Raw genomic sequence first — 23,607 nt, forward strand, 5'->3', positions numbered from 1 at the left:
CCAAGATAGGAACGACAAGAACCGCCTTTCGTGAGATTGCTTTCAGCCTCTTCGGCCGCGAGCATACTCGAGTGGCGGTTTTTTTTGTGGCTTTTGGTTACTATTGTGGATTGAAATAATTCAACTTGCTAGGTCTCCCACCGGCACCGCGCTCCCCGAAAACACCACCGCGCTAATCCTCCCCGGTGCCGCGCCAACCTGCAAACCTCCGGGCTAATCAAGCGCGCTACCGCGCTAACTAAAAAAACCACCGGGCTAATCTGGCGCGGTACCGCGCTAATCAAAAAAACTGCCGGGCCAATTTAACACGGCACCGCGGCATCAAAAAAGACGCCGCGCTAATCCTCCCCGGCGCCTCGCAGGAAAAGCAATAAACGTTTTTGAAAAGAAATCCCGCTAGGGATTTGATTTGGGTAACAACAAAAACTCATATAGAGAAAATCCCGCTAGGGATGATATAATCAAATTGGGTCTTTGAAAAATAAATAAATTAATCCGTCAAGATATTTTTACTGCGAAAACAAATTGGATATGAATTTGTGTATCGGTATTGGCCAGATTGTATAATCCCTAACGGGATTTTAATCAATTTAAATTAATATTCTGCTAACAATATTGAATCCCTAACGGGATTTTGATTAATACAAATAAATATTCTACAAATATTGAATCCCAGTTTCGCCTTCAATTTGCATTTCGTCAAAGTTTAAGGTTGTTCCTTGCAATTACCGTATTATATTATAAATTAAAAATAAAATGATATAATCTATTGCCAATAAATACAAGGTAAATTTGTATGGCTGTCGATACGAAGACGAGGGATGACAGTTCGTCGAGGATGCTGTAACAGGGCATGTATTTTCCATCCCTTCGTACATGTATTAACCTAACATCGGCACTATATGTGAAAACCGATCAGCTACACGGCGGTTCGACAGCATTGAAGTCCTTCTATATAAATAGGAGGACTTTTTTTCCTTCGACACTTCGGCTAAACTCAGTGCAGGCTAAGCTCAGGATGACAACTAATCCTTTATGAGTTCAACCCGTCTCTTAATCTCATTCCCAAATTCATCCGCCACCGTAATATAATGAATCCCGGTTTCCGCTTCAATCTGCATTTCGTGAAAGGTTTGCGTCGTGCCTTTGTATTCATTATCTACATACCAATACAACTTCGCTTCACGATTCGAATGAGCCACTTTTAAAATCACCGGCTGTACCTTACTATTGAAATCTTTGGCCAAATAAATTTTACTGTTGGTTTTCGGGTAAATAAAATCCATCGCCGCTTTTTGGTCTTGCTTACAATCCTCACGAAATGGTGGCAACGGTTTATAATCAATATGCAAACTCTTATAATACCATTCCATCACCGGCGGCAACACAAACCATTTTTTGGACACAATCTTATCCACGTCTTCACAACTGCTGTTTACTCTAAATTGTTCCGTGGCATCCAAATGCACCAATTTATGATAAGGACAAGCCGAAGTTTTCTTGCCTCTGCGCGTGATTAATTGTTTCGTTTTTGGGCAGTCATCTTGGGCTAAATGACCACTCAAACTGCAAACCTCAGCATCCTCCAAATCATTCAACGGCGGTTGGAACCATTTCTTTCTCGGCAATAAATTAAAGACATCAAACAAAATCGGGGCCGCACTTCCAACACCGGTTAATTCCGGCCTGCCTTCGCCATTCGCGTTGCCAACCCAAACGCCAACGACATAACGAGAATTCGTGCCAATCGCCCAAGCATCTCGGTTTCCAAAACTCGTTCCCGTCTTCCAAGCCAGTTCCAACGAAGAATCGTAAAACTTCCAAGCTTCATCGCCTTCCGGCCTATTGACTTCTTTCATCGCATTATACGTCAAATAAATCGAACCGGCGCCAAGTATCGTTTTCTGAAAACTATCGTCGCCATAATCTTGCTCGAAACCGTTGACATAATTCAACTCGGTGAATTCTTTGGTTCTGTATTTTCCGCTCGATTGATTGAAATAATTAATAGTTGACGACATATTCGCATAAGTACGGCACAAATCCCAAAGATTGCTCTCAGCTCCGCCTAAAATCAACGACAAACCGTAATGATCGGGATGTTGGTTGATGTTTTTGAGTTTTAATTTCTGCGTCAATTCATAAAAATTATGTACGCCGTGTTCCTGCAACATCAACACCGATGGAATGTTCAACGAACGCGATAAAGCTCGTTGCGCCGGAACAGCTCCGTCAAACGTCAGGTTAAAATTCTGTGGTGTGTAACCCGAAATCTGCGTTGGTACATCAGCTACTAAAGTATTGGGCAACAATTCGCCTTCATCGAGCATCGAGGCAAACAATAACGGCTTCAAAATACTTCCCGTACTTCGCGGCGCACCAATAATATCAACATCTTTATCGTGGTCTTTGTCCGTTGGTGAATTGCCCACATAACTAATCACATTGCGGTTTTGAATATCAATCACCATAATAGCCAAGTTGTGGACTTCGTTTTGTTTGTACTGGTTGTAATATTGTTGCGCGATTTGGTTCACCCTATTTTGCAACGAAATATCAACAGTTGTTTTGATGCGTTTACCTTCATCGGTTTTCGCGATTCTTTGTAGCAAATGCGGTGCAATTTGAGGCAGATTATACGGTTTTTGCGGAAGTGGTTCTTTAACTGCTAATTCATAAGTCAACTTATCAATGATTTTTTCGTTGTAAAGTTTGAGCAACAAAGTATTGCGTTTTCGCAGCAACTTGATTTGGTTTTTTCCCGGATAAATCAAACTAGGCGCATTCGGTAAAACTGCTAAAGTCGCACTTTCCGCCCAAGAAAGTTGATACGATTGCACGCCGAAATACCGCCAAGAAGCCATTTCCAATCCAACCACATTGCCACCATAAGGCGCATGCGCGGCATACAATGCGATGATTTTTTCTTTGGAATGACGAAATTCTAGACGCGTCGCCAATATCATTTCGATTCCTTTTTCGAAATAGGTTCTCTTTTTATTTTTTCGGGATAAACGAATGACTTGTTGGGTTAAGGTACTTCCGCCGCGAACGACTTTCCCGGCACTACGATTTTGCTTAACAGCCTTAACCATCGCCACAGGATTAAATCCCGGATGGTAATAAAAATGTTCGTCTTCGAAATAGACAATACATTTTTTAAACTTATCGGGAACACTGTCTTGCGCGGGAAAACGCCATTGTCCATCTCGTGCGATTTTCGCGGCCAGCAATTCGCCATCGTTGCTTTCGATTACGGTGGCGTAAGGCTCTTGGAATAAAACTCTCGGCAATGAAAAGTAATACACCACCAGCAGCACAAATCCGATGGCTGATTTCTTTTGGTTGCTTTTAATCCAATTGGAAATGCGTTGTAGGAACGCTTTGAGTTTTGCTTTCATTTTGTTTACTACAAAAGAAAATTAACCGCAAAGTTCGCGAAGTATTACGCAAAGTTCGCAAAGAAAAACATATCTCTTGGCGAACTTGGCGCTTGCTTGGCGTCGTTGCGGTTAACCTTTTATTTTATCACTTCCACCCATTGGCCTTTAGTGCGTGCTAAAAACTCGTTGTCGTACATCGCTTCACACTGCAATCCCGGCAAATAATATTTACCCAAATAAGAAGCGTTCAACAAGATTTTAAACTGTCGAGTTTCAGCCGCTTTCAAACTGAAATAGTAATTGGCGCGGTCGTCACGAATGTCGATATAATCCGCTACGTTGCTGGTTGCATCTCCAAAATCAGTGTAACGCGTGTTCACAATTTCAAATCCGGAAGGCAGAATTTGCGACAAGGCGATGTTCTCTACTCTTTCGTTTTTGCGATTGGTCAATGTCACTTCTGCATAGAATTCGGTGCCTTGTGCAATTTTCGAAACATTGATGGCTTTGCCTTTTCGGTCTTTGAAAACCACATTGGCTGTTACATTATTTTGCATAGGTTTTTCGCTTCCCACCGGAAGAATACCGCTATTCAAGACGCGAACAAACAACGTATTCTTTTTATTGTTCTTAATCGTCACCGAATTATTGCCCATTTTTATACTTAAGTCTCGTTGTGCTATCGTTTTATCTGTCGTGATGACTTCCGATTTTCCGGCATTCGTATACGAAATAGATACGCCTTTAGGACCATTCGACTTGGCAAATTTTGCCATCGCATAAAGCCCATAAGCGGTAGTTTGCGTACTCATCCATTGTTGGCTCGAAAGGTTTTTGGCCAATTTAGTCGCCATAGCAAACGCTTTTGATTTCTGACCTAACAATATCAAAGTTTCCAACGCCATCGCTCTGTTTCTATCGGCTGAACCGTAATAATAATGGTAATAGTTATTGTCTGTGGCTTGCTCATCTATAAACGATTTACTCAATAACGACATTCCGGCAGCATTTTGTTTGACCAAAGCATAACTCGCCGCCAAACGCAATTTACTTTCGTTAGAAATACCAACGGTTTCACGCAGTCTGTTCATCGACGCCAAATCGGCAGAACCGGCTAAGGCTAAAGTGTACAAACGATACGCTTGAGCAAAATCATTGCCGTATTGTTTTTCGTAACGCCATTGTTTGGCTTGCTTTTGTTGGTACGAAATCCATTTTGTTTTGAAATTAATCGGTAACAAATAACCTTTTTTCTCGGCTTCTATCAAGAAATGTCCGGCATAAGAAGTTCCCCAATCATCGGTATCAGAATTGCCCGGCCAATATGACAAACCACCATTCGCTTGTTGGAAATTACCCAAACGTTGAATTCCGGCAGTAACATTTTTCTGAATTTTTTGTTTGTAGGTTGCATCTAAATCCATAATCTCCGTCAAATACAATTGTGGAAATACCGAAGAGGTCGTTTGCTCAACACAACCGTGAGGATACTGAATTAAGTAATCCAATCTCCTTCCGAAATCGACTGTCGGTACCGAAGAAACTTCCATTTTGGCTTTGTTGCTTCCGCTGACGCCAAAGGTTTTCCAGGTTACCGTTTTAGAACTATTTGGCGGAATCACCACATCGGTAAAGTCATTCGTCACCGGATTCGGATTGGTCACATCAATTTCAACGGTGTAAGTCGATTTTGCTGCACCGGAAGTCGCGATGATGTCAATTTTACCAATACCGGTTGTTGCGCCAACTTCTAAATTGAAGTACGCCATTTTCTCATCAGGTTCGGTGAATTTCACTATTTGACTGGCGTTTCCAACAACTCTAACACTACTATTGGTTTTGATTTGTAGTGTTACATTTTTGATGTTTTTCTCCGTAGCAAAAAGCGTTACCGGAATCGTTACTTTTTCCGAAGGCGAAATTTTTCTCGGTAACGAAGCCAATATCATCAACGGACTTTTCACTTGCGTGGCTTTCTCTGCCATACCATAAGCACTGGTTTTAGAATCGGCGGCTACAACCATAGTGCGAACCGAACCGATGTATTTTGGCAAAGTAATTTTATGTGTTTTGGAACCGCCATTCAATTCAAATGGTCCGAGATACATCACGACCGGTTTAAAACGATTCGCTTTTTTGGCTTTGCCACCACCGGCATCAGCATCACCACCAATACTGAATACTTGGTTGACTTTTCCGCCATAGGCACCAATGATTTGGTCATAAATATCCCAAGTTCTTACGCCTAAAGCTTCTCGAGTGTAAAAACTGGTCCAAGCATTTGGCGTTTTAAATCGGGTTAAATCCAATAACCCTTCATCGACCACCGCGATAGTATAAGTCATTCTTTTGCCTTTCTTTTCAGAAACTTTCACATTGATCGTTTGTTCAGGGCGAAGTACATCCGGCATAGAAAGAACGGGTTCTAAAACGGTATTTTTATCGACTACTTCAATTGGAACGATACCGTACATTCTGATTGGCGAATCATTTTTGGTAGAAGCATGAGGTTGCAATAACGAAATATTGATGTATACATTTGGCGCCATGTCGCCGGTGATTGGCAACTCGACCGTGGTTTCTCCTTTTTTGGTTTTGGTCCAAATGGTTTTCAACACTTTGGTTCCGTTTTCAATTGAAATCATTGCTCTTCCGCCTTCGCTCGATGGGAAGAAGATTTTGGCTTTGTCCCCAACGGCATAATTGGTTTTATCGGTAGAGAATTTCAACATCGTAGCCGATTCTCCATCGGTGCTTCTGCTTTTGGCAGACCACCAAGGCATATCGATATAGACTTTTATTCCGGTGGCGTGACCATCGATTGGATCGGTTACACGGATTAAATAATTACCCCAATCTTCATCGGGAACAACAAAGGATATACTGCCTTTTCCACTCGCATCGGTATTAGTGTAGAAATTTTTATAACCAATCGTAGCATTCGAAGTATTATAGTTCGACAGATTGTCATTGGAAGCATCCCACCACCAACGCGATTGCAAACGGTAAACGCTCACTTGTAAGTTTTTTACCGAACGCGGACGACCATTTTCACTAACGGTTACGATGTCGAAACGGTTGCTTCTGCCGGTTTCAATCATGCCGTACTTATTAGGCTCAGGCGATTTTACTCCGACATACGTTTGGTAAGGCGAATAAGAAGTCGAAGCCACATCGGTACTCACATCACCGCCGTTTTCATAGACTTTAGTAATAAAAGCGGCACGCAACATTCCCGGTGCTTGCCCTTGAATCGTTGGTTTGATTGGAATGGAAGCACGACCTTGGGCGTCTACTTTTCCGGAAAAAATATTGATTTCTTCGGTATAGAAACTTTTCGTTGGATCATCAAAAACGTATTTGTCAAAACCTTTGAATGTCGTTACCTGTTGGGAGAACTTGGCTTGGACTTCAGTTTTTAAATCTTTGGCAACAGCGCCGTGCAACCACAACACTTGGATATTATTTACATTGTCTTTACTCGCCGAAAGGATTGGCTCATTGAAACTGTTTTTGATTTTCAAACGGTTTGGTTTGATGGTTTCAATTTTGATGCTTTTGTAAAAACGAGCGCCACCAATACTGATTACCGCTTCCCAATTTCCGGTAATGTCTTCAGTTTCGGTTGGAATGATAAATTTGTAATGATTGAGATCATTTAGTTTTTGAACGGCTTCGTAAACGGTTTTACCGTTCGGGTCGTTCATTTTTAATTTAATCGGATGTGATGCCGGCAGTTTATTCGCATTATCATTTAAAATAAAAGACAAATACACCGTATCACCCGGACGCCAGACGCCTCGTTCCCCATAGATATAGCCTTTCAATCCTTTTTGTAAAGTTTCTCCGGAAACATCGAAGTTACTCACGGACAAAGACAATTCATCGTCCAATTTCACATACGTACTTTGATCACCGTCACTCACGATAGCGAAATAGGCGTATTTCTCTAACTGGAAAGAAACCATTCCGTCGCCATCTGTAGTTGAAGAAGCTATTTTTTGTTGTTGGTAGTTGTACAAATCGACTTTGGCTCCACGAACAGCGTCGGTAGAAATGATATCACTTACTGCAATCACGATAGATTTATCGGTACCGCGTTTGGCAATTACCCCTAAATCACTGGCTAAAATATTAGTCCCTAATCTCGTGTTGTAAAAATAATAATCCGAGCACGGGTCTTGGCTTTCGCGCCATTCGTAATCTTGCTCATAATAATAATCATATCCACTGTTGCTGTAATTCACATCATTTTCATCAACTTCTTCATCGTTATTGCTTTCCTCATAATAGCCTTCGTCTTCTTCGTCCTCTGAAGTGGTTTGCGAAGTACATTTGTACATCGAATAGTCCTTTTTATACGAGAATTCCACACGGTAAATCGCTCCGGGTTCCGGTTTGATAATTTTGGAAAGATCTAAAGCATAGGTATTCCACTTGGTGTAATCGATGAGATTATTTTGTTTTAATTCGATTTTAGATTTCGCAATAGATTGACCTACTTGTCTCAGATTTCGAGTACCGTTGAGTTCATTATTTTGCAAAAACTGCAGAATATTATTTTTATAGATTTTGAAAATTTTGACATCAACTGCATTCAGATTGGCCGCTTCGAAATTGATTTTTAAATTATTGGAACTTGGTAAAATAGTTCCGCTTTTCAACAACTTTACGCCGGGTTTGATTTGGTCAAATTGCAACCTTTCAGAATAATTGCTCTTCATTTTATACCCATCGATATTTTCAATGCCTTGAAAAACTTCTATCAATTTAGTTCCTGAAAAACCCGTTTCCTGAGATTGAACTGCCTCAACAATTTCTTCAAAAGCAACCGCTGCGACGGTATCAACCGCTGTGGAATCATACACTTCTGCGACAGCAACAGCTTCATTGGCAATGCCTTTGTCAACTTTAGAGGCAGGTTCTTTATTGTAAAAGACTTTGAGTACGTTACCCATTGTAGTAAACTTGAGATTGGCGGTATTTTCAATGGCCACTAATCCTTTGAAATCTTGGTCTTTTTTTAATGGGTCAGAAAAATTAATCAGTACGGATTGGTTGTTGGCATCGCCGACTTCAATCTTTAAAACTTTAAATTGATTTTTGCCCGGAATCGGGAATTTGGCCACACCTTTTTGGTCGATATCAACATCGTCTCCATCCCAATTGATAATGATTTCCGTGTCATCGTCAAAACGTTGGATACTGTCAATCATAAATTTAAAATCGGTAGCGGTACTTACTGCTTTGTCGAATTTTATCTTTAGTTTTTTATCTTTTTGAGTGGCTTCGATTATTTTTTGGGCATCTTCAAAACTCAAATTGTCTGCCGTTTTCAGATTTCCGTTTAAGTAATACCAATCTTTACTGTAAGATTGCAAATCCTGAGTATTGACTATAAAATCCTGCTTAATCGTTTTTACCGAAAAGTTGAAATCTTTGAGTTCTTTGGGAACATTGTTCGTGATTTCTGAAAGATGTAGCGTGATTTGGTACAAAGTGTTTTGTTCCAATTTTTCTTTAGGTATAAACGCAATAGTGTTGGGAGATAATGCGACTACTTTCCCTTTCACACTAGGTGAAATGTCGAATAAGTCTTCCTCTAACTCTTGGTTGGGCTTCCAATCGCTTTTGTTGAAGGCCAATTGAACCCTAAAGTCCGAGTTGACCGAGACAAATCCCGATGAAAATCCTGTAATGTAATCTTTGTAGAGTAATGGATCTGAATCAAAATCGGAGGCCGATTTTTTAGAACAGGATTGCCATAAAAAAACGGCAACAAGCAAACCGAGAATCTTACTGGTTTTCATCGTTTAATAAGAGATTATTTGTTAGAACTTATTCCTTGGAAAATTTTTCCCAATTAGCATTATAACGTTAAAAATATTAAAATATTATTGATGTTATGAATTATTTTTTAGGAATATTTTTCTTAAAGTTTTATTTCCTTCTTGAAGCAAAAAAGCGCACCATTAAATCCGAAGCTTCTTGGGCCAAAATCCCTTTAATTACTTGGGTTTTCGGATGAAGTTGTGTGCCCAAATTTTGAAAACCACGTTGCTCATCTGAAGCGCCGAAAACTACTTTAGAAATTTGACTCCAGTACAATGCTCCGGCACACATTTGACATGGTTCTAAAGTGACATATAAAGCACAGCCTTTTAAGTATTTTCCACCGATAAAATTCGCTGCCGAAGTAATGGCTTGCATTTCGGCATGAGCCGTAACATCGTTGAGCATTTCGGTAAGATTATGTGTTCTTGCGATGACTTTATTATCGATTACAATTACGGCTCCGACCGGAATTTCGCCTTTTTCAAAAGCCAGTTCAGCTTCCTGCAAAGCTTTTTTCATAAAATATTCGTCGGTGAAAGGATTTTCCATAAAACAAAAATACAATTTCAATTCGTACATTTGTCTCATGGTTAAAAAATTGCTTGAACAGATTAACAATCCCGCTGATTTGCGAAAATTAGACGTAGCTCAATTGCCCGAATTGGCGGCAGCGTTGCGTGCTTTTATTATTGATATTGTTTCGGTAAAAGAAGGCCATCTTGGCGCAAGTTTGGGTGTCGTCGAATTGACGATTGCTTTGCATTATGTTTTCAATACACCCGAAGATTTATTGGTTTGGGATGTTGGTCATCAAGCTTATGGTCATAAAATTTTAACCGAAAGAAGAACCAAATTCGATACCAATCGCCAACTCGGCGGACTTTCCGGTTTTCCGAAACGAAGTGAAAGTGTTTATGATACTTTTGGCGTAGGCCATTCTTCTACTTCAATTTCTGCTGCTTTGGGTATGGCGATTGCTTCCCAATTGAAAGGCGAAAACAAACACCATATTGCAGTTATCGGCGATGCTTCTATTGCCAGCGGAATGGCCTTTGAAGGTTTGAATCATGCCGGAGTAACTGATGTGGATTTATTGGTAATTTTAAATGACAACGCTATCGGAATTGACCCAAGTGTTGGTGCCTTGAAAAACTATTTGACTGCGGTTAAAGAAGGCAAAAATCCGAAACAGAACAACATGATTAAATCGTTGAACTTTAATTATTCAGGGCCGATTGACGGTCATGATTTACCGACATTAATCAAAGAATTAGAGCGACTCAAAAAAGTTAAAGGACCCAAGTTTTTACACCTCATCACCACCAAAGGCAAAGGTTTACAAAAAGCCGAAGAAGACCAAGTGAAGTATCACGCGCCTGGAAAATTTGATGCCGCAACCGGAGAAATTCACAAAACTTCTACTGAAAATTTGGCGCCAAAATTTCAGGATGTTTTTGGATTAACTTTAGTCGAATTGGCTAAAAACAATCCCAAAATCATTGGGATTACACCGGCAATGCCCAGCGGAAGTTCAATGAAATTTATGATGGATGCGTTTCCGAAACGTGCATTTGATGTTGGGATTGCAGAGCAACACGCCGTAACCCTTTCGGCCGGAATGGCGACGCAAGGCATGGTGGTTTTTTGCAACATCTATTCGACCTTTTTACAACGCGCTTATGACCAAGTGATACACGATGTGGCTTTGCAAAATCTTCCGGTAATTTTTTGTTTGGATCGAGCCGGATTAGTGGGTGAAGATGGCGCAACGCATCACGGTGTTTTTGATATTGCCTATTTGCGCTGTATTCCGAATTTGATAATTTATGCGCCGAAAGATGAAATCGATTTACAAAACATACTTTACACCGCTTCGTTAGGTTTGAAACATCCTATTGCGATTCGTTATCCTCGTGGCCGTGGGAAAAATACCGATTGGAAATTGCCAACCGATTTTCAAAAAATTGAAATCAGGAAAGCGGAGAAATTGAAAAAAGGTAAAAAAATTGCCGTTTTATCCACCGGAACGATTGCCTATAATGTTACTGCAGCTATTAACGAAATAGAAGATTCCGATAATATTGCGCATTATCATTTTGGGTTTATCAAGCCTTTAGACGAAAAGAAACTACACAAAATCTGCGACAAATTCTCCACCATCATTACAGTCGAAGATGGTGTCACCACCGGTGGTTTTGGAAGCGCGATTTTGGAGTTCTCCGCCAAAAATGATTATGTCAACGAAATTTATCTTTGTGGCGTACCCGATTATTTTATCGAACACGGCACTGTTGACGAGCTGCAACAATTCTGCAACATTGATGTCGATGGTTTGAAATCGCTTTTCTCTACTTTATTGGAAGAAGAGGAAGAAGATTAGGAGTTGCTTTGTCAATAAGTTATAATAAATCCGCCAGAGGATATCTTTTATTCTCTTATAGATACTTTTAATATCGTCTTTTTTACTTTTTATACCTTCACTTATACTTCTAACAACTTCACTTATACTTCTAACAGCTTTACTTAAGCTTTAAATGCTTAAGAATTTACTTCTAACAAATTTATATATACTTTTAAATATTAAATCTATAGTTATAATAACTTATTTTATACATTTACTATACAAATTTGTTTAACCAAGCTAAAATTACTTGTTATGAGAATCGGACTCAACAATATTCACACCGGCATTTTACTAACCAAAGTGATAAAAGAGAAACATATTTCAAATCCGGCATTAGGAAAAATGATTGGAAGAATTCCGCTGTCCGTTAAGCAGTATAAACAAAAAAGCACCATGCAAACTGCTGTTTTGGCGGAGATTTGCCATGCCTTGCAGCATAATTTCTTTAGTGATATGGCCGATAAGTTGCCACAACATTTTACTAAAAACCAACCCAATACCGATAAGATTAATCAGGAGAAAGACGCACTCATAGCACAGTTACAAGAAGAGAACAAAGTGTTGAAAATACAAAATGATATTTTGCTCGAAATACAAAAAGGTAAAATCTAAGCCGTCACAATCTTATTCAACTGTACCGCTTTTCCGTCGGTTAACATGGAAATGAAATGACAAATGTGGAGCAATCTTTCATAGAGACTTTCTTTTTCCAAATGGTGTTTCTCCGGAAGGATTTTCATTAACAACTTATCGTAATTTGTGGCGTTGCCGTTATACGTATTGTTGTAAGCCGTAATGAATTTGTCCAACAAATTGTTGATGATTTGGTAACCCGAAAGCTCTTTTTCAATCACTTCTCTGCTTTGGTAAATGTTCTTTACACTTAGCTTAATGATGTCGTCCATTTGGGCTTTGTACTTGCTTTTATCCGTCAAGGCGAAATGGAATTCACCTTTCAGAATCGCTTCTTCATTTTCAACAAACACCCTAACAGCATCGTTGATTAAGTTGCCAATGGCTAACGCGCGCAAATAACTGATTCGGTCTTCTTTGGTGGTTAACGTTTGGTATTTCGCGGCGTCAATGGTGTCTTTGACCAATTTGATTAAATATTCTAATGCGTAATCCTCGGAAACTAAGCCGAGATTGATTCCGTCTTCAAAATCGATTATCGTGTAGCAAATATCATCGGCGGCTTCCACTAAAAACGCTAACGGATGGCGTTCATAACCCACATCTGCTCCGGTTTTGTTGGAAATCATGCCCAATTCTTCGGCAACTTCTTTAAAAAAAGCGACATCAGATTGAAAGAAACCGTATTTTTTATCGGCTATATTTTTAGTGGGTTTTTTAGGCAAACTTTCTTTCGGGTATTTGGTAAAAGCACCCAATGTTGCGTAAGACAAACGCAAACTGCCTTCAATTCCGGGACGCGAACTCGTTAAGACTGAAAATCCATTGGCATTGCCTTCAAAATCGATTAAGTCTTGCCATTGTTTGGGCCTTAATTGGTCTTTGTATTGTTGGCCTTTACCGATAGCAAAATATTCACCAATCGCTTTTTCCCCTGAATGTCCGAATGGCGGATTGCCGATGTCGTGTGCCAAGGCTGCAGCGGCGACAATGGCTCCGAAATCGTTCATGTGATACCCATGAATTTCTTTTAGATACGGGTATTTTTCAATGATTTTTTTACCAACCAATCTTCCTATGGAACGACCAACTACCGAAACTTCCAAACTGTGCGTTAATCTCGTGTGCACGAAATCGGTTTTCGACAATGGAATCACTTGGGTTTTATCTTGTAAACTGCGGAAAGCCGATGAAAAGATAATACGATCATAATCAACTTCAAAGCCGAGACGTGTGTCGTCTTGTTCGATGCGCAATCTTTTGCCGGTGTCGCCTTGGCGTTTTAGAGATAAAAGTTGTTCCCAGGTCATAAAATATTAAATATTAGATTTTAAATTTTAGATATAAGTCCATCAAAAATACATTTTTAATTTAGACTTTTCCTCATGCAAACGCTGTTTTCAACGCCTATGTATTGTCCAAAGTTATCAATGATTTCATAGCCTAATTTTTGGTATAAACCAATGGCGTCTTTTTGGAGATAACCGGTTTCGAGTATGGCAAATTGATAACCTTCTTCTTTGGCCCAAAGTTCCAATTCGGTTACAATGGCTTTGGCGATTCCTTTTCCTCGGTATTCGGGCAACGTGTACATTCGTTTGATTTCAGCGGTTTCTGAATCGTATTCTTTGTAAGCGCCAATGCCAACCGCTAGGTCATTTTCATAACAAACTAATGCATTTTTGAGCAAATTGCTTTTATTAAATTGGGCATAAAAGGCGTGATCTTCACCGTCTAGAATTCTCAAATAAGCATCGAGTTGGATGACCAAATCACCAAAATCTTTGTTATCCGAAGTGGTTCTGACTATTGAAATCATTCTTATTCTTCGTTAAGTGTTGTTGCGGTATAAAACAATCGCTTTTCTGCTTCCAATGCTCTTTTATCGACAACATAGGTTTTGGAAATGCTGTCGTGCCAAGTGCGCGCCGGGAAACCGATGATAGACAACGCATTAAATGGAATCAATCGGCACAACGAACGCATCAAAATCATTTCGTTATGGGGTTTTTCTCCGTTTTGATCTACTACTATGGTTTGGGTGATCCATTTGCCGACTGTTCTGGCAGAGAATATTTCAAAAACATTGTAATAAAACAGCGCGATACAAGTAGTAATGGTGTATTGTGCCAAAGTATTGGTCGGCAAACTGTTCACAAAAGTCTTGTCGCCACTGGCTTCGGCTTTGGCCACAATAAAAACCAAGACTATAAAAAACAAGATGAGTTGCATTACGGTATCGATTAATAAATTCAGAAACCTTTGACCGTGGGAAGCCAAAAGTTCATCAGATACTGTAAACGGCTTTCGTTGTTCCATAATTTATTCTTTCTGGTTGGCCAAAAAGAAATTCCTCGATTTCTTTGGGTATTGATTGAAACTTTTATCGCTCGGATTGGCAATGACCGTTTTGATGTTGATTTCATCTCCGAGTTTAAAACTCGCTTCGGTGTATTTATAATCCAATAAATATTCGCCACAGAAATAATTTCCGTTTTCGTCTTTTTCTATGATGCCGGTGTAAACTCCTTTTTCTTTTGACATGATTCTTTTTTTATAGTTTTCAAAAGTAGTTAAAATGAAAACAGCTATCAAATTGACAGCTGTTTTCTTTGTTGGTTTTATGCTACTTTGAGAATTTCAAGTGCAACATTAATCATGGATTCCATTGAAGGTTCACCATTCACGTAATCAATTTGATTTGAAACGTCAATATTCGACCTCGTTTTCTCTTTATTTCTTATATAAAAAGTTTTAGTTGTGCCTTTGTATTCCAAAACAAAAGAAATCTCATCAAACTTTCCTTTATCCAAAAAATGGATCTTTTCTGCTTCAACATCAAAAGAATTATACAATTCTATCAGTACCTCTTTTAGAATATGGCTTTCTCTTGATTTATTCACTTTGAAAATTCTTTCTTCTCTTCCAAAATCAAACTTCTGTTCTGAAAACTCTTCATGCAAATCATTTTCAACTAATTTGAATTCTTTTAAGCGACCATTTTCAAGAAAGTTTTGGATAAAATATCTTGGTGGTGCTTGCTTAAGGATTAAAGAGTAATTTGATACGCCTTTCATTCTCATGAAATTATTGAAAGCACTTTCAAATATTAATTTCACGCCATGGTTTTCTTTTCGCTGAACTATTAAAAAACCATATTTTGTCCCTTTTGGAACATAAATTAAAAAGAAGAAATCTTTGCTAAAAAGATCTTTATGGTCAACTTTAAACTTGACACTATTTGTCTTTCTATCTTTAATTTTCCCTCTTTCACCAGTATAAGCCGAATCAAAAAAACCTGAAATTATTCTTTTTTCTTGATTTTTTTTCTGAGGATTGCTTAATGTGAAAGTTCGGTACTTTCCTTGTGGGTCGATATAATCTCTTATGTTTTGAAAAACATAGTTCAAAAAATCGTCCATTGTGTCTAAAAAATCCTCTTCTTCATTATAGAAGCTTAAAACTTGTTGCTCTTTCACTTTATTCAGCAACTCAAATCGATAAATGTTAAGATGTGTCATCTTTCTTTATTTTTAAAATTAATATGAATTTTCTTTGTTGATAACTTCATTAACAACCCTTGAAAAGATTGAACTTTTTGAAATTATTTATCAACTTTATAAATTCTGCGAGTAATTTTATTGGAAAGAAGATTTCGTTTTTCTACATTTGGTGTATGAAAAAAGTAGGTGAGGTAACCTCATCATCTTTATAACTTAATTTTAAAAGCTTCCCGGCCTATTATTTTTAAGTTTTCCAAATTAGGGACTTCACAGATGTCCCTTTTTTTATGCTTTTTTGTTTTGTTTTTCTTTACCTCAGCAAATAATTTAATCGTTAATACTCACAAAAGGCTTCGATAAACGAAGCCTTTTATACTATATTTCTATTCTCTAATTACGATCCACACATTTCGCAATCATCACCACCATTTGCGGCAGCGGCTCTGGCTTGTTCTACCATCGCGGCAAAATCTTCAGCGGTCATTTCTCCGGTTTCGTTTGGTGCTACTACTTCTACACCTACTGCTTCCGGTTCGGATAAGATTGGTTCGGCTTTTTTATCGTTGTTCAAAGTGAACTTGATCGCATCCACCGCAGCTTTAGTTCTCAAGTAATACATCCCGGTTTTTAAGCCGCTTTTCCAAGCGTAGAAATGCATTGACGTTAGTTTCGCATAGTTCGCATCTTGCATAAACAAGTTCAACGATTGTGATTGGTCAATGAAATAACCTCTATGTCTTGACATATCGATAATGTCTTTCATCGACATTTCCCAAACGGTTTTGTAGAGTTCTTTTAAGTCTTCCGGAATTCTGTCGATGCCTTGCACGGAACCATTGTTGCGCATGATTTCTTGCTTTAACGTTTCGTCCCACAAACCTCTTTCTACTAAATCCATCAACAAGTGTTTGTTTACCACAATAAATTCTCCCGACAATACACGACGCGTGTAAATGTTAGAAGTATAAGGTTCGAAAGCTTCGTTATTTCCTAGGATTTGAGACGTAGAAGCCGTTGGCATCGGTGCTACCAATAATGAGTTTCTCACACCATGTTTTACTACTTCTTTGCGCAAACTTGCCCAATCCCAACGTCCTGATAATTCTTCGTCTTTGATGTTCCAAAGGTTGTGTTGGAATAAACCTTCCGAAATTGGCGAACCTTTAAAGCTTGAATATGGTCCTTCTTCTTTGGCCATTTCCATTGACGCGGTTACGGCGGCAAAGTATAAGGTTTCGAATATTTCTTGGTTTAATTGTTTCGCTTCATCACTGGTGAATGGCATTCTCAATAAAATAAACGCATCGGCCAAACCTTGTACGCCTAATCCAACCGGACGGTGACGCATGTTAGAGTTCTCGGCTTCTTTTACCGGATAGTAATTTCTGTCGATTACTTTGTTCAAGTTGCGGGTTACGCGTTTGGTTACGTTGAATAACAATTCGTGGTCGAATTTGTTGTTGCTGACAAACATTGGCAACGAAATAGAAGCCAAGTTACAAACGGCAATTTCGTCTTCAGACGTGTATTCCATGATTTCGGTACACAAGTTAGACGAACGAATGGTTCCCAAATTCTTTTGGTTCGATTTTCTGTTTGCTGCATCTTTGTACAACATATATGGTGTTCCGGTTTCGATTTGTGATTCGAGGATTTTCTCCCAAAGTTCACGTGCTTTTACCGTTTTTCTTCCTTTTCCTTGTGCTTCGTAAGAAGTATACATGGCTTCAAATTCGTCTCCGTAAACGTCGCATAATCCCGGACATTCATTTGGACACATTAAAGTCCATTGCGCATCTTCTTCTACGCGTTTCATGAACAAATCTGAGGTCCACATCGCGAAAAATAAATCACGCGCACGCATTTCTTCTTTTCCGGTGTTCTTTTTCAAATCTAGGAATTCGAAGATATCGGCATGCCAAGTTTCCAAATAAATGGCAAAACTCCCTTTTCTTTTTCCGCCGCCTTGGTCAACGTAACGCGCCGTGTCGTTGAATACACGCAACATTGGAACGATTCCGTTGGAGGTTCCGTTTGTACCACGAATGTACGAACCGGTTGCACGAACGTTATGAATTGACAAACCAATTCCACCGGCTGATTGCGAAATTTTCGCCGTGTTTTTTAATGTATCGTAAATACCATCGATGCTGTCATCTTTCATCGACAACAAGAAACAAGACGACATTTGTGGTTTTGGTGTTCCTGCGTTGAATAATGTTGGTGTTGCGTGGGTAAAGAACTTTTTCGACATTAAGTCGTAAGTTTCGATTACCGATTCTAAGTCGTTTAAGTGAATTCCAACCGATACACGCATCAACATGTGTTGTGGACGTTCTACGATTTTACCATTGATTTTTAACAAATACGAACGCTCTAAGGTTTTGAAACCAAAGTAATCGTAGTTAAAATCACGGTTGTATATGATGTGAGAGTTTAAAAACTCGGCATTTTCCTGAATAACTTGATGTACTTCCTCTGAAAGCAATGGTGCTTGTTGGTTCGTTCTAGGATTTACATAGTGAAACATTTCGTTCATTGTTTCTGAGAACGATTTATTGGTGTTTTTATGTAAGTTAGATACCGCAATACGAGCGGCTAATTGAGCGTAATCCGGGTGTGTTACTGTCATTGATGCGGCTGTTTCCGCAGCTAGGTTATCTAATTCAGAAGTAGTTACTCCATCGTACAAACCTTCAATAACTTTCATCGCTACTTTTACAGCGTCTACCAATTCATTCAAACCATAGCATAGTTTTTTAATTCTATCTGTGATTTTGTCAAACATTACCGGTTCTTTGTGACCGTCTCTCTTTACTACGTACATAAATTTTGTTTTGTGAAATAGAAAATCCCTTCGCTACTTCGAGTTACTTGTTTTGTTTTTGTTAATCCCTTAACTTCCCATGAAACTTTCGCCTCACAGAAAACTTCAAAAAAATTTGAAATATTTTTAAAAATCAGCGTCGAAACTGATTTTTTGATCGTCGGTATCTTTTGACATTACGCCTGCTTTTTGGTATTCGGCTACGCGTTTTTCAAAGAAATTGGTTTTTCCTTGTAACGAAATCATATCCATGAAATCGAAAGGATTATTAGAATTGTAAACTCTTTTGCACCCAAGCTCAACTAATAATCTGTCGGCTACAAATTCTAGATATTGTGTCATTAAATTGGCGTTCATCCCAATCAAACTTACCGGAAGCGACTCAGTGATAAATTCTCTTTCGATAGTCAAAGCGTCAGTGATGATTTCGGTAATTCTGGCTTTAGAAACTTTGTTTACCAAATGGTGATTGTGCAAATGCACGGCAAAATCGCAGTGAACGCCTTCGTCACGAGAAATTAATTCGTTAGAAAAGGTCAATCCCGGCATTAAACCGCGTTTTTTCAACCAGAAAATCGAACAGAAAGCACCTGAAAAGAAAATTCCTTCTACGGCTGCGAAAGCGATTAGTCTTTCGGCGAATGAATCGGAACTAATCCATTTCATTGCCCAATCGGCTTTTTTCTTAACGGCAGGAAAAACGTCAATGGCGTTGAACAATTGATTTTTCTCGGCTTCGTCTTTTACATAGGTATCAATCAACAACGAATAAGTTTCGCTGTGGATGTTTTCCATCATGATTTGGAAACCGTAGAAAAACTTGGCTTCCGGATATTGTACTTCATTTACAAAATTTTCGGCCAAATTTTCATTTACAATTCCGTCAGAAGCGGCGAAAAAAGCTAAAATATGTTTGATGAAATATTTTTCATCGTTGCTCAACTTGTTATTCCAATCGGATAAATCTTGGTGCAAGTCGATTTCCTCGGCCGTCCAAAAACTGGCTTCCATTTTTTTATACCAATCCCAAATATCATGATGTTTGATTGGGAAAATCACGAAGCGGTTTTTGTTTTCTTGTAATATTGGTTCGATAGCAGCCATTTTGAAATTATTATTGATTATTGGGGTGATTTTTATTAAAATCTGTCTGTTACAAAGATTGTCAAACGAAACGTAAAATGAAAGCCAAACTTATTCACAATCGGCTCTAGTTTTTAACAAATAAGCGTTTTGTTTAATTTTTTTGAACATATTTCAACTTGTTGATTTTCAATAAATTAGTTTTTTGAAAAACGTCAAAAAGCCCTAAAACAAAGGAAGTTAAGAATTTACTGATGGGTAAATTTTAACATTTCAGCAACTTCTGAAAGCGGTTTTTTCAGCCTAAAAAAAGAGCGGTTTTTCGCTTGAAAAAACCGCTCTCTGCAAAGTGTACTTTTATTTCTTATTTGTCATCCGAAATATAGGTTTTATTACCATTAGAGTTAATATAATACCTTCCTCCTCTTGGCCCGGTATACACTTTTTTACCTTTATAATTTCCTGTCACCTTGTCTTTATTATTCTTAGGTGCTTTCTCGTTGGAGACTCTTTCTTTTATTGTTTTTTTAGTTTTGGCTTCTGTTTTATTGGCTGTTGCTTTTGCTTTTCCGGCTGCTGAATTTGCTTTCCCGGTGGCTGATGCTTTGTTTTCTTTTACTTTATAGCGCTTATCCGGCGTGCCGTCTTTTTTTAAAGGTGCTTTGGTTGTGGTTTTAAAACGCTTATCCGGTGTGCCGTCTTTTTTCAAACGTGTTTTGGCTTCTTTCTCCGCTTTGGCTTTAGCTTCTTTTTCCTTTAAAGCCTTTTCTGAAGTTGCTTTGGCCGTCTTCATTTGATCTGTAAGCTTTTCTTGAGCATTCGTGTTTACTATAAAAGCAAAAAGAAAACACATTAAAAATAGTTTTTTCATCGTGATTAATTTAAATATTTACCTAGACTAAAAGTAAGAAAAAAATAAATGCAAAGTATTATTTACCATTAAAAATATGCTCTCAATTGAACATTTCCGGTGTGAATCGTCTTGCTGGTTTCGGTTTTTCTGCCTTGATAATTGATATTGATATCTAAAAATTGAGTCAAATTCTTTTGCAACAACAATCTCCATGTCAAATTTTTCCCCGGTTGTAATCCTTCTAACATTTGAAAAGCCACCGGTAATAAGGCATCGCCAACAAACTTATTGTCATACAAGGAAAATTCGCCATTCATCGTAAACTTCTTTTCACTGGCATAAGAAAACGAAGTCCCGAAACGACTTTGCTTTAATTGCTCCGAATTGCCTATTTGATTTTCTTTGTTTTGGTATTCATAAAATATATCCCAACTGGCATTTTTATTAAATAAATAGGAAATTTTTGGGTTGATTTGATAGGCTTTGACTTCAAAATTTTTGCTGGCATAATTTTCAGAAAATAAAGTAGTTTTAATGGTTTTGGCGCCCAAATTAAACAACCAGGTTTTTTGAAATAAATGCGTGTACTGCAATTGATGCGATTTGTTTTCGCTTTCTTGTGAACCAACTGAAAGGAGCGTTTGGAGCTCGTTTTGGGTAAAAGTATAAGTTGTGGAATGTTTTTGTTTGCCGCGGTTGTAAAACAAACTATTACGAAAACTGGTATTCAATCCTAACAAATTGTCATCGTCTTTGGAAAACGGATTGAGATCGAAATTGTCTCCGTTTCGACGAATTTTTCGTTCTATCAAATACGACGTTTGGTTGTAAAAATGAGACAGCACTTTCTTAAAACCTTTAGCATTTTGCCATTGCACCGGATTCAAGGTAAGCGATTGTGAAAACTTGTTCTGATGGGTTTTGACAAAAATCTGATTCGGCAAAAACACCCGAACATACCTCGCTTGATCGGGAAATGGCGCGATTTCAAATTCTTGTAATTCTTGAATTCCATTGTTGTTGTAGTCAATCCAAGTGTAAACGCCTTGTCCGGATTCGACTTCGAGATAGGTAAACTCTTGTTGAGCAATCGTTCCGGAGGTAGTTTCATAAGCTGTCGTGACTTGGGCAAATTGTTTGAAAAACTGGTCATTGTACAACAATCTTGAGTTTAAAGACGGTTCGTTTCCTCTTGTCGCATCTTCAAATTTCAAATTTCTGTAGTTGACAAATAAAGCCAAATTGGTTTTGTCAGTTTGAATCAATTTTGATTTTAAATAATAGGAATGCGAAGTATTTACTTTTTGTAAAAAACCGTTTTGCAAACTGTCGTTCACGCGTTGCAAATAACCCAATTCGACAAAAACTTTTGTACTATCGCCTCGACCGACAAAAGCGCCATATTCAGTAAATCTTTGGCTCAAGGCTGACAATTGATTCGTAGCCACCAGTTTTTCCTTGTTGTCTTCTAAGCGTAAACTACCGCCAACCCAATTCTTTTTAAAATGATATCGGGCTTGTGATTGGTTCCTGATAAAAGTAGACTTAGCATAATTACCATCACTGTTTAAAACGCTGGTGTTTTGGAATAAATTCCAATCTTTAAGTTTGAAAAATCCATTCACCAAATGACGATTTCCCGAAAAGCTTTCTGAAAAATCTAACTTTTCAAATTGATAAGTCAACTTTCCTTTCTCGGGCAAAGTAAAATCTAAACCGTTGACCAACAAACTCTGATTCCCTTCAAAAGTGGTTAAATTCCAATCACGATTGAATTCAATATTAAACAAACGCTCAATGGTTCGGAAATTTTCCTGTACATATTGGTAATTTCCAAACGCATCAATTTGCCATTTTTTGGAAAACAATCTTTGCTTGAAATTCAGCTTTCCGGCAACACCTTTATTATTGTTGTCATCTTGCGCAGAAAACAAGTTTTGATCATTGTTGCTTAAACCAATTTCGAAATCAACCAAAGTCTTTTCATTCGGATTGTATTTTCCTAAAACTGTTGCGATTTGAATTTTCGTTGGCGCAATCAATCGGGTAATTGGCTCATAATTCCCTTGAGGAATACCGGCAACTGGTTCGATATACTGGTAAATTCGACCGATAGCGGCGGTATTGGTTAAGGTGTAATTCCCTTGGTTGTTTCCGACCAAAGTGAATTTTACATTATATAATTCGTCGTCAGGATTGTTAGAATATTCGAAAACTTCTACGGTATTTACAAAGATTTTTTTATACAAAATTTTATTTTCAGAATAGGTATCTAAATACGCTGAAGGCGCATTCATCAGGTTGACATCATCGCCGGCATTGGCCAAAATAGCGACTTGTTCAGGTGACAAACTTTGTTGCAACGGTTGGTTTTTAACATCATTTTCAGAATACAAATAACCGCCTAAACTCCAGTTCTTCGACGTGTGATTTGCTCCGCCATAAGTCACAAATCGGGTGTAACTTCTGTCTGAATATTGGTATTCAATGACGATTCGCATTTCGGAAGTAATTGGAAACAATGACGTAAACGTAATTTCTCCGGCGTTATAGTCGATGATGTAATCGTTGTTTTCGCCGCGTTTTTTCAGAATTCCATTAACATAAACCCGTTCGGAACCTGAAATCACCAACACATACAATTCACCATTGTTCCCGCGTAATTTATACGGACCTTGATTGCCTTCTTGTCCGGTAAACGCACTTTTGGCATACTGCCCGCGAACCAAAGCCGCTGAAGCAAAAATCTCTGTTTTGTTTTCTTCGCCACCAAAAGTAAAACGCGTAGATAATCCTTGCACTTTCTTGTTAAAATTCAAAAAGCGCGATTGTCGGTTTTCGAGGAATAAATCACCGGCGCGAATGTTCCATTTATCGGTAAATAATTCGATGAAAATTTGGTCAAATTCATCCAACTTTTGCGAATAACCATTGTCTTGCAAAGGAATATTGGAATCCTGAATCGAGGCACGAAGCGAAACTTTATCTGAAATTTTTCCTGTGATTTGTAAATCGAGATTGGACGTGACGGAAGCATTTTGATTATTCCCAATCGTAACGCCACGCGTAATACTTCCGGAAGTATT

14 protein-coding genes are annotated in these 23,607 nt (G+C 38.5%); 2 read left to right on the plus strand and 12 right to left on the minus strand.

Annotation, left to right across the window (positions count from 1 at the left end; translation table 11 throughout):
- Positions 1-1,025: 1,025 nt before the first annotated feature.
- The 3 genes from pbpC to B3C16_RS01495 all read right to left on the minus strand — a co-directional run bounded on the left by pbpC (position 1,026) and on the right by B3C16_RS01495 (position 9,767).
- A complete protein-coding gene (pbpC, locus tag B3C16_RS01485) occupies positions 1,026-3,401 on the minus strand; it encodes a penicillin-binding protein 1C (RefSeq protein WP_291127957.1) in 2,376 nt (791 codons plus the stop codon).
- A gap of 119 nt (positions 3,402-3,520) precedes the next feature.
- Positions 3,521-9,193: an alpha-2-macroglobulin family protein gene (locus B3C16_RS01490; protein ID WP_291127960.1), complete on the minus strand. Its 5,673-nt coding sequence runs from the start codon at positions 9,191-9,193 to the stop codon at positions 3,521-3,523.
- 130 nt (positions 9,194-9,323) lie between these two features.
- Entirely contained in the window at positions 9,324-9,767 is a 444-nt protein-coding gene (locus tag B3C16_RS01495; RefSeq protein ID WP_291127963.1) for a nucleoside deaminase, read from the minus strand.
- Positions 9,768-9,804: 37 nt separating this feature from the next.
- Here B3C16_RS01495 and B3C16_RS01500 point away from each other — a divergent pair, with 37 nt between their 5' ends.
- A complete protein-coding gene (locus B3C16_RS01500) occupies positions 9,805-11,598 on the plus strand; it encodes a 1-deoxy-D-xylulose-5-phosphate synthase (protein WP_291127966.1) in 1,794 nt (597 codons plus the stop codon).
- Positions 11,599-11,874: 276 nt separating this feature from the next.
- Complete coding sequence (locus B3C16_RS01505) at positions 11,875-12,234, plus strand: hypothetical protein (protein ID WP_291127969.1); 360 nt, start codon at positions 11,875-11,877, stop codon at positions 12,232-12,234.
- Here the strand turns inward: B3C16_RS01505 and B3C16_RS01510 are convergent.
- The 9 genes from B3C16_RS01510 to B3C16_RS01550 all read right to left on the minus strand — a co-directional run.
- Positions 12,231-13,565, minus strand: a complete 1,335-nt coding sequence (locus B3C16_RS01510; RefSeq protein ID WP_291127971.1) for a deoxyguanosinetriphosphate triphosphohydrolase — start codon at positions 13,563-13,565, stop codon at positions 12,231-12,233. The two genes, B3C16_RS01505 and B3C16_RS01510, sit on opposite strands and share 4 nt — an antisense overlap.
- A gap of 56 nt (positions 13,566-13,621) precedes the next feature.
- A complete protein-coding gene (locus B3C16_RS01515; protein WP_291127974.1) occupies positions 13,622-14,074 on the minus strand; it encodes a GNAT family N-acetyltransferase in 453 nt (150 codons plus the stop codon).
- A 2-nt stretch (positions 14,075-14,076) separates the two neighbouring features.
- Positions 14,077-14,574 (minus strand): RDD family protein, encoded by a 498-nt coding sequence (locus B3C16_RS01520; RefSeq protein WP_291127977.1) that lies wholly within the window; start codon positions 14,572-14,574, stop codon positions 14,077-14,079.
- A gap of 3 nt (positions 14,575-14,577) precedes the next feature.
- Positions 14,578-14,799, minus strand: coding sequence for a hypothetical protein (locus B3C16_RS01525; protein WP_291127980.1), 222 nt, complete (start codon positions 14,797-14,799; stop codon positions 14,578-14,580).
- A gap of 77 nt (positions 14,800-14,876) precedes the next feature.
- Positions 14,877-15,734 carry a hypothetical protein gene (locus B3C16_RS01530; RefSeq protein ID WP_291127983.1) on the minus strand — a complete coding sequence of 286 codons (858 nt, stop codon included), beginning with the start codon at positions 15,732-15,734 and terminating at the stop codon, positions 14,877-14,879.
- Between the two features lie 418 nt (positions 15,735-16,152).
- Positions 16,153-18,585 (minus strand): ribonucleoside-diphosphate reductase subunit alpha, encoded by a 2,433-nt coding sequence (locus B3C16_RS01535; RefSeq protein WP_291127986.1) that lies wholly within the window; start codon positions 18,583-18,585, stop codon positions 16,153-16,155.
- 126 nt (positions 18,586-18,711) lie between these two features.
- Positions 18,712-19,689 carry a ribonucleotide-diphosphate reductase subunit beta gene (locus B3C16_RS01540; RefSeq protein WP_121312000.1) on the minus strand — a complete coding sequence of 326 codons (978 nt, stop codon included), beginning with the start codon at positions 19,687-19,689 and terminating at the stop codon, positions 18,712-18,714.
- A 343-nt stretch (positions 19,690-20,032) separates the two neighbouring features.
- Positions 20,033-20,539 (minus strand): hypothetical protein, encoded by a 507-nt coding sequence (locus tag B3C16_RS01545; RefSeq protein ID WP_121312001.1) that lies wholly within the window; start codon positions 20,537-20,539, stop codon positions 20,033-20,035.
- A 68-nt stretch (positions 20,540-20,607) separates the two neighbouring features.
- The coding region (locus B3C16_RS01550) for a hypothetical protein (protein ID WP_291127991.1) at positions 20,608-23,607 on the minus strand (3,000 nt) is incomplete at its 5' end.

The sequence above is a fragment of the Flavobacterium sp. UBA7682 genome, assembly GCF_002482945.1.
Lineage (GTDB): Bacteria > Bacteroidota > Bacteroidia > Flavobacteriales > Flavobacteriaceae > Flavobacterium.